Below are 7,490 nucleotides of genomic sequence, written 5' to 3'. Positions count from 1 at the left end.
AGACTATATAAAAAGCCGAGAGGAAAAAAAGAAATCCCCGGATAAAATAAGCGTGGCATGACGGAAAGGATGGATGCCCTTGAGACTACAGGCGACAGAAGATGATGTATATCATCTGATGGACCTTAAAGAACAGTATTTTATTATGACAGCAATATGCAGTGTGGCAGAGGGAATCAGCGCATACTTTTTCATATACCAGAAAAGATGCTGGGATCTTGTATATTTGTGTACTGCACTGGCGCTTGCGATAATCCTGCTTCTTCGTCAGGCCATAAAAATCAGTCGGAGGATCATGGAGGCAGAAAACTGTTATATGGCACTTGAAGAGGACAGCCTGGCAGTCTGCCAGCCGGAAAAAAACGGAAAATATGAGTCCTGCAGGATCTTTTACGATGAGATGGATAAGATCGTAGAAGGAACCAGACGGGGAATTCCAGAATTTTATATCGTGATCCGAAAAGAAGGGAAAGAACAGAAAAGCTTTTTCCTTTTGGATGAAGAAGAACAGGAACGGGATGTTTTCTGTGTACGATCCTTTGGCTTTGACAATCAGGGATTCATGGAGTTTTATCGGAAACTCAGGTGGATCGTACCGGGAAGAACAAGGATTATCGGGACCAAAACACAGGAAGTATGGAAACTGCGGCGGCCGAATATCGGAATCTGTACGGCAGCAGGCATGCTTTTGGGGTATGTACTTCCAAAACTCCTGGAAATGATGTATGGGTAACAAGTTATATAAAAGAAAACAGATCAGAAGCAGAGATTAGAAAGAGTGAAAATGACAAGGAGGAAATGTCATGAGATGGTATACAGCAATCGGAATGAAAAAAGATGATGCAGATGGAAGGTTTTGTGTCTGGGTAGATGGGGAAGAAAAAGTACTTACAGAAATGGAAACTATTTTGTGGGCTGCGCTCACCTGGTCTTTCTGTGAAGAGGATAAGGTCCACTCCCAGATGCATCGTCTTCTTGTATTTAGCCTTGGAGAAAAGCAGGCACAGGAATGGGCGGACAAAGAGGATTTTCAGTTTTGCCTGAACCGTCTGGTAAAGCGGGGCCTGGTTGTGCTGACAGAAGGATGTACCAGAGAGGAAGCTGTATACAGCATTATCAGCCGGTCAGTCATGGCTCCCATGGCCTTTTCACGGACAGAACGCATGAAGCATTTTATGGAAGCCCTTTCCATGGGAAAAGGACTGAAGTTTTCACTGAGGGCTTTTAAAAAACCGCTGCTTACAGAAGAGGAATACCAGCTACTTTCCTATCTTCAAAGAGAAGGGGATGTTTCCTGCCACCTGAAATGTTTAAAAGAAGAGGCAAAAAGCAGGGAACCCAATTTAGCAGATTCCCTCCAGGAACAGATACAACGGGAATTTATAAGCCGTGTAGCGCAGCTTTACTATAAGAAACAGCTTGTGATCGACAACATAAGAAGGGAGGACTGCCTTGAAGCAAACGGAACATCCGTATTGGCACAGGCTGTATAGATGCTTGGAAGATTTTGGAACACGTTATCAGAATATACCGGATTTTTTTAAGGACAGGATCCAGCGATATGGCATCCTGTCTCTTTTTATCCTGCTTTTCGGATCATTTATGGGAACATGGATGAAAGACAAAACTTTTATTTTCTGGTCTTTCCTGCTTGGGATTATCGGGTTTATAAGAACATATCTTATTTTCCGCACCGCGGATAAAAAGACCTATGAAATCGTGGAAGGGCTGGTAACCGGGATAGACGGGAAAAATCCCTTTGCAAGATTACGGAAGATCCGGGTAAGTGATCCGGCCGGACGGCAGAGTGAACTTTTGCTGGATAAAAACGTAAAAGTTTTGGAGGGAAAACGTTACCGGTTTTATTTTGGCATAAATGAAAAGAAGCTGGTAGGAATCCGCCGGGTGGATGCAGCACTCAATAACGGGACTTTTTTGGGAAACGAAGAAATATAAGAGGAAGAGATTCCTTTTATAGCAGGGAGGGGAGCACCAGGCATGGTTCGATTCCATGCTGCCCTGTTTCCGCAAAAGACTATTGCGGGAAATACAGCAAAGGAGAGAAGGACATGTCAGAAACACTACAGGGAACCGTGAAATGGTTCAGCGCACAGAAAGGATACGGCTTTATCATCGGTGAAGACGGGATTGATTATTTCGCCCACTTTTCGGAGATCCAGATGGATGGATACCGGAAATTAAGCGGTGGCCAGCCGGTCCTTTTTGAAGCAGGGACGGATGCCAACGGGCGAAGCCTTGCCAAAAATATTTCCCCGGCGGATCCAAACGCTGAGTAAGACGTTTTCATAGTGCATGTACAGATTACCTATTCCCCTCAGATACATGCACTTATGCAGACGGATGAAAAGACAGGCGGTATCATGCCGCCTGTCACAACATGTAGCAGAATAATAAAGATAGCTCACACAATAACACAATATATAGTTAAAATTAATTGACAACCACAAAATGTTGTGGTAGTCTTTAAATGAAAAATAATTTAACAGTCTATAAAAGACTGTGGTTATTCTTTAGTTCCGGACATTCCGGAAGAAACACTTTGGGGCGTTCTTGCCCTTAATGAGAAAAAATGGATATGCAAAATATAAGGAAGATGCAAGAAGGAAAGAAGATTCTTTTTGTGTCTTTTTTTATTGCATAAAAAGCAGAAAGGAGGAGCACGAATGAAACTGTCAGTTAAGGAAACTGCAAAAAGAAATACCTTAAGAACATCAAAAAAAGAAAACACATTGTAAAATCAGGAGGGTCGATTATGGAGACAATTAAATGGGAAAACGCAAATGCACTGGAAATTGGAATGCTTATGGAGATGGCAGAAGACGGCTATGTATTTTGCATCGAAGATGGAAAGATACAGGCTGTTGAAGTCCGGATTTTCAGCTAGCGTGGAAAGGCGGACATTATGTATTATAAAGATGACTTTTATAAGGAGTTCCGGACAGAAAAGGAACTGTGCGAGTATCTGGAAGAGATAGACAGCCGGGCAGAATGGATCCGGATCACCAGTAAGAAATTAAAGGTGGCAGCTGCAGGAGAGGAAACCTGTACAGAGGTTCCGGGCATTTCCCTGGAAGCACTGGAAAAAGATACCTTATCTCATTCCAGGCTGGTTCTTATCCTGCCCGAGAGGATCTGTTATATAGGAAATTCAGCAATCAAATCGTTGAAAGGACGGGCCAGGATTGATGGCAAAGCCCTGGCAGATGTCGATAAGAAAACACTGGCAGAGATCTTGAATAAATGCCTGAAGGTTGCAAGAGGAAGAGCACTAATCCGTTTCTGTGAAGGAAAAATAAGGGCAGTCCTGTCCGGTGATGAAAAAGATTATGCCATCATATCCATGCCGGATATGTACATGGTTACCTCGGCATATATCCATGGGGACTATGAGAAGGCAACGTTTTTAAACGGCTATGCAGACCATTATTCTGTTACGGCGTCCTGGCAGCTGGAAGATACGAAACTTACAGATGTTTATAAGGAACTGATGCAGAATTATGGAAGAAAGACCGATAAGGACATAAAAGCAGTTGTACGGATCACTACGTCAGACGTTGGTGTGTCCGGAGCGAATATTTTTTATTCCCTGCAGGAGCCGACAAGAAATGTGATCCTTGGCAATGCCCTGAAGGTTACGCACAAAAACTGTAAAGGAATGGAAGATTTCACGGAAAACATAGAGTCGATCTTTGATTACTACCGGGAAGTCTTAAAAGGGGTCATGCGGCTGTGTGATATCTGGATCGAGCATCCGGCAAATGCCATGGCAGGGATCATGAAGCAGGCGGGATTTGGAAAAAAACTGCTTGCAGAAACCGTGGAGCAGTTTAAGGCTACTACCGGGAATGAGCCATGCAGCGCATACGAGATCTACTGCGGGATCTGTGAATCCATTACCATTGCAAGGCAGGAAAAGACGAATGAGAGAGGACTTTTAGCTCTGGAAGAAAAAATTGCCGGCTGTGTGTCAAAACGCTGGCATGAATATGATATTCCTGGCACTGTAAAATACTAACAGGGTTTAAAAGAATGGAGACAGCATGGACTGTCTTTTTTTGATGGGAGGAAAACATGAAGGTTACGAATGGAAAAGATGTGGCAAGGCTGCTGGTAGATGAATACTTGAACTGCCATCCCACCGGACACAAAAAATTTATGGAGTCCATGGCAAAAGAGCAGCAGGAAATAAAAGACAATTACACGTATCTTGGCTTTGCCTGGCTAAAAGGTCTTTCAGAGGTCAGATATTACGACCTTCGAAACGAAGCATCGAAACTGATGGCCGATGATCTGTGCCTGCATGTAAAGGAACAGCCAGAAAGGGTGCGCCTGGTGTATGAAGGTGCAGAGGAAATGGAGATCAATCCTTCAGATGAAGAGCAGATGGCAAAAATGTTTACCTGCTACCTGCTTGCAGGAAGTATGGACGGATATGGGGAATTTGTGGATTATGCCCTTGATACCCACCGGACACTGCAGCAGAACCTGACACGGTTTTTCGTGGAATGGTTTGCAAAAGCAGAAAAAGGCTCTGCATTTTTAAAACGGGCAAAGATGGTGTATTCCAGGTATTCCCTGCCATACATCTAAATTACGGAGGTATGTGATGGATAGAAAACTTCCGGACTGGTTAAAAGAGAGCAGGGAGGCAGAAAAACTGATCGCATGGCTGAAATCGCCGGATTGTGAAGTAAAAGAATTTTCCGGACAACTGTTTATAAAGGCAAGATATGGAAACTGTTTCTTTTTCTTTGACTGTTTAAAGGAAAACAGAAAAACAGACCGGAACTGGTGTGCCGTGATCCACATGCCGGAGTATTCCCTTTATGAAGCAGAAGATCTTTTTCTGAAGCCGATCGGGATACCGGATGATTTTGGTTTTCCTGTGCGTGAAGATCTGATCCCGAAACTGGAAACACAGATAAGCCGCATTGGAAAGAAACTTATCCGGGAACAATGGGATGAACTTTTGTTAAAAGGCGGGTATGCAGCTGCACAGATGATCCCGGAGATCAGCAGGGTTTATATCCAGCTAAATGCAGACCGTTTTATTAAAAAAGGAAAGCGGCCGGAGGATCTGATCTATCAGCCGCAGTTTCATTTTGCGGATATGAAGTGGGAATTTTCTGACTGGATGTTTCTGGAATATTTAAGCAACCCACAGCGGGCAGCAGAGCTTTTCGCCCAGAAGTGGCTGCTTGAAAAACTTCCGGAGATTTCAAAAAAGAAGATCTGTATCGGATGTATCCGGGAGGAAATGGAAGAAATGTTAAAAAAGACTGGGACAGGGCCGGAGGTAAGCCTTCCGCGTTCTGCTTAGTATAAAAAATGAAAAAATCAGGAGGAAACGAATAATATGGGTAAATACAATTACATGAATCTGAACCAGAAGATGATCAGGATCCGGAAGAAAGTGCCGAAGCTGATCCGCAAACGGTACAGTGAGGACGTTACTTATGATTTTGTAAAACTGGATGATATTTATGAATGCCTGACACCGGCCCTTAATAAATACGGGGTCGATTTTGACATCTTAAGTGAAAGGCCGACACAGATGGACGAACAGGGCAATTCCGTGTTTTTAAAGGAAATGGGAGCACTCTGGAGATATGAGGCTGATCTGGAGCTGTGCTGGACCAATGCAGACCGTCCGGGAGACAAGGTACGGAGCTTTTTGCATGTCATTGGAACCAATGAAGCACCGGATAAAGCAAAAGGTGCGGCATGGACGTATGGCCTGAAGTATTATTTCTTAAATAAATTCAACATCATGCAAGCATCTGGAATAGACGATCCGGACATGCGTGGGACGGAAAAAGAAGAAATGCCGAAGCAGGAAGCTTCCGTAAAACCGGAAAAGACAGAAAGAAAAGAAACCGCAGCAAAGCAGGAGCAAACGGAACCGGTCAGGGAAAAGAAAACGGACCGTAAAAAACTGCGTGATGGAAATGCCATATCAGAAGATCCTGTAAAAGTGGAATATGCAGTGACGGATACAGAAGAAAACCTTCCTGGACAGATGACTTTTGGAATGGAAGAAAGTGAAAGCGGACTGGAAAAATTTTCCGATGAAGAAACAAAAGCGGAAGATCCGGTTCAGACCGAGGAAATCTCCGTAGATGAGGAAATTACTGCCGAGACGGATGCAGACGGTTTCCGTGCAGTAGAAGAAACGGATGAAGTTCCATTTGATGAAGATGATGAGATTTCTTTTGATGCAGAAGAAGAGGAAGAAACACCAGAAGAGACTGCAGAGGAAGTGTTGGAGGATATGGCTCACGAAGAGGATGCAGAGGATGAAGTGAAATGGGCAGAAAAGGTTATCTGTAATTTTGGTGTCTATGCCGGGACCCCTCTTGGGGAAATGATGCAGGATGCCAGAGGTTACCAGACGATCAAATGGCTGGTACAGCGTTACAAAGGCCAGAATCAGGAAATACAGAAAGCTGCGAAGATCCTTTTGGATCATGAAAAGGAAATGCAAAAAGCAGCCTGAAAACAGAGAAACAGTTCGAGGTGGCTCCGGGAACGGGGCCATCTTTTATGAAAAGGAGGAAGGCATGTATGCCAGAGAATCGTTTACGATCGCAGAAGTAGCAGATCTTTTGTCAATCCGAAGACTGAGTGATTCTTACCAGGACGAATTTCCGGTGGAATGTCCTTTTTGCGGGGATTTAAGAGGAAAATGCAGTTTTTGCATCCGCAAAAATGGAGAACTGAAAAATGTTTACCATTGCTATCATTGCGGAGCATCCGGAAACATGCTGACACTGTATGCGGAACTATCCGGCATTTACGGGAGAAACCGGTATAAAGAAGCCTACCGGGAGATAAAGCAGGCACTTTCTTTTTCTGGAACGGATAAAAGGCAGCAGTCCACGACACGAAATGGGTTCGCTTCTATCGTTTCTAAAAAGAAACGCATTTCCCTTACGGAAGAGGAATGGGATTACCGGGACAATGTATATAAGGAAATGCTCACTTTTCTTAAGCTTAAGGAAACACACCGGAGGAACCTTCTCCTACGTGGGCTGACGTTAAATGAGGTCAGACAGATGGAAGAACGAGGTTTTTTAAGTACGGATGAGGAGAATTCCGTGGCCATTGCCAGAAAGCTCTTAAAAAAGGGATTTCGCCTGGATGGGGTTCCTGGATTTTTCATCAACCGGGATGGTGACTGGGAAGCTGCTTTTTATAGGAAGAATAACGGGTATCTTTGCCCGGTCCGGGATGGGAAGGAACGGATCATAGGATTCCAGATCCGGCTGGATGTTCCTTTAAAAGAACGGAAGTACCTCTGGTTTACCAGCAGCGGCTTAGAAAAAGGCACATCAAGCGGCAGCCCGGCAGGAATGTTTGGGAAAATAAAGGATGGCACGGTTTACGTAACAGAAGGGATCTTAAAGGCAGAGATCGCATGGATGTGTACAGGAAATCCTTATATTGGAGTCCCTGGAGTTTCCAATCAT

General features: G+C 44.1%; 10 protein-coding genes. All 10 read left to right on the top strand.

Annotated features, from left to right (window positions below; all coding sequences use genetic code 11):
* The first annotated feature begins 73 nt into the window (after positions 1-73).
* Positions 74-733 (top strand): hypothetical protein, encoded by a 660-nt coding sequence (locus GPK58_RS10930; protein ID WP_252195802.1) that lies wholly within the window; start codon positions 74-76, stop codon positions 731-733.
* A 70-nt stretch (positions 734-803) separates the two neighbouring features.
* The gene (locus GPK58_RS10925; protein ID WP_118037301.1) at positions 804-1,493 is read left to right on the top strand and encodes a hypothetical protein; all 690 of its coding nucleotides are present in this window, start codon (positions 804-806) and stop codon (positions 1,491-1,493) included.
* A 4-nt stretch (positions 1,494-1,497) separates the two neighbouring features.
* Positions 1,498-1,956 carry a hypothetical protein gene (locus GPK58_RS10920; protein ID WP_110103104.1) on the top strand — a complete coding sequence of 153 codons (459 nt, stop codon included), beginning with the start codon at positions 1,498-1,500 and terminating at the stop codon, positions 1,954-1,956.
* Between the two features lie 113 nt (positions 1,957-2,069).
* A complete protein-coding gene (locus tag GPK58_RS10915; RefSeq protein WP_173903349.1) occupies positions 2,070-2,297 on the top strand; it encodes a cold-shock protein in 228 nt (75 codons plus the stop codon).
* Positions 2,298-2,773: 476 nt separating this feature from the next.
* Complete coding sequence (locus GPK58_RS13175; RefSeq protein WP_005423021.1) at positions 2,774-2,905, top strand: hypothetical protein; 132 nt, start codon at positions 2,774-2,776, stop codon at positions 2,903-2,905.
* An 18-nt stretch (positions 2,906-2,923) separates the two neighbouring features.
* Positions 2,924-4,036, top strand: a complete 1,113-nt coding sequence (locus GPK58_RS10910) for a hypothetical protein (protein ID WP_118044338.1) — start codon at positions 2,924-2,926, stop codon at positions 4,034-4,036.
* 56 nt (positions 4,037-4,092) lie between these two features.
* The gene (locus GPK58_RS10905; RefSeq protein WP_015525057.1) at positions 4,093-4,611 is read left to right on the top strand and encodes a hypothetical protein; all 519 of its coding nucleotides are present in this window, start codon (positions 4,093-4,095) and stop codon (positions 4,609-4,611) included.
* A 16-nt stretch (positions 4,612-4,627) separates the two neighbouring features.
* The gene (locus tag GPK58_RS10900) at positions 4,628-5,341 is read left to right on the top strand and encodes a hypothetical protein (protein ID WP_110103107.1); all 714 of its coding nucleotides are present in this window, start codon (positions 4,628-4,630) and stop codon (positions 5,339-5,341) included.
* 36 nt (positions 5,342-5,377) lie between these two features.
* Positions 5,378-6,517: an ERF family protein gene (locus tag GPK58_RS10895; protein ID WP_215638645.1), complete on the top strand. Its 1,140-nt coding sequence runs from the start codon at positions 5,378-5,380 to the stop codon at positions 6,515-6,517.
* A gap of 64 nt (positions 6,518-6,581) precedes the next feature.
* A partial coding sequence (locus GPK58_RS10890) for a hypothetical protein (RefSeq protein ID WP_215638644.1) occupies positions 6,582-7,490 on the top strand: 909 nt, incomplete at its 3' end.

The sequence above is a fragment of the Blautia sp. MCC270 genome (assembly GCF_018785605.1).
In the GTDB taxonomy this organism is placed as follows: Bacteria; Bacillota; Clostridia; order Lachnospirales; family Lachnospiraceae; genus Blautia_A; species Blautia_A fusiformis.
The sequence above is the reverse complement of the archived record's forward strand: the minus strand, read 5'-3'. Positions and strand labels throughout refer to the sequence as shown.